This is a genomic window from Aeromonas sp. (genome assembly GCF_051657805.1).
Classification (GTDB): domain Bacteria; phylum Pseudomonadota; class Gammaproteobacteria; order Enterobacterales; family Aeromonadaceae; genus Aeromonas.
In genome coordinates this window covers 1-1,174 of record NZ_JBOFLJ010000044.1, presented here as the reverse complement: position 1 = coordinate 1,174, position 1,174 = coordinate 1, and the positions used below count along the sequence as shown (strand labels likewise).

The 1,174-nt window shown below is 57.8% G+C and carries 1 protein-coding gene; it reads right to left on the bottom strand.

Going from position 1 to position 1,174, the window contains the following annotated elements; genetic code table 11:
• The coding region (locus ACRCYW_RS14650; RefSeq protein WP_438550798.1) for a hypothetical protein at window positions 1–928 on the bottom strand (928 nt) is incomplete at its 3' end.
• Between the last annotated feature and the right edge of the window lie 246 nt (window positions 929–1,174).

Below are 1,174 nucleotides of genomic sequence, written 5' to 3'. Positions count from 1 at the left end.
CGGCAGAGACACGGGACCAAATGGCGTCAGTGGCGTCATAGGTGACGACGGTGCGATGAAGGGCGGTGCTTTGAAGAATCGTGAACAGAGGTCCGTTGTTGCGAAGCTCCTCCAGCGGGGAAGGGTGGTCGTTGGCGCTGAGCCAGTCGCGGGGGGAAGCCGACGCGGACACCATGGTCGGATGCATGTGCCCGGGTAGGGGAATGTCGCCGTGGATGCAGAGAGGAGGAGAGTCCTCCTTGAGCTGGAACAAGTTGGGCGTGGGGAGAGAGTATCCCAAAAAGGGGGTGGTCATCGGACCCGTCACGAGCAGAAAAGGTTCGGAAAAGGCAGTGAGGGAAGTGGGGACGCGAATGACCATGAGAGAGCAACCGGTGGGGCGGCGTTGGTGAGAGGCGTAGACGTCTTCCGCTGTCCAGATGCGATGATTCGGAGAGTAGCGGATGGCGCTCGCGTTGGCCGAGATAAACGCGGAGCGGCGAGCACCAGGGGCTGGGGCGGATAATGGGTTCTCTTTGACGGCTGTAGAAGCCACCGGGTAACCGAAGGAATAGCCACGAAGACGCTGCTGTTCTTCAACGGAGAGGTCGGGGAATTGATTCCAGGTAGAGTCGGCAGGGAACAAGTCCGCTGGGAGACGCAGGGCCTGGATCGCTTCGTGTCCGACGACGCCTTCTTCGAAGAGCGCGGCCGTGGCAGCAGCATCGAACTTCATGGTGAGGATCGGAAACAAGAACCACAAGGAGAGAAGAGAAAGGGCAAAGGGCGAAGAACACAACAGTGCTGATGGCCGAGGAGATCGATCACGGGCGCTGACTGCGAAACAGACAGCGACAAGATAATCGACTACGACGGCGAAAAGCACCTCTTTGGACAGCAACAGGTGTTGGTGTTCAAAGAGAAAAGAGGAATGGCTGCAAGCAGCCAAGGCTCATGCTTTTAGCCTCTCAGCTGCAGGAAGAAGGCTGGCTGGCATTGGAGTGAGGTGGCTACTGAACTCCTACTGGGACGAGTGTGCAAGCGAGCTGGCGAAACGACTGGCTCGCATGCGCCGCGGTCTGTCAGCCTGTCCTGTGAGCCGGTCTCTGCTGGAGAATCAATCATACAGTACAAATGCTACAAGCGAGTGAGTATCGTACTTTACTCGCTCTCTAGTGTGGGTACTAGTACATAC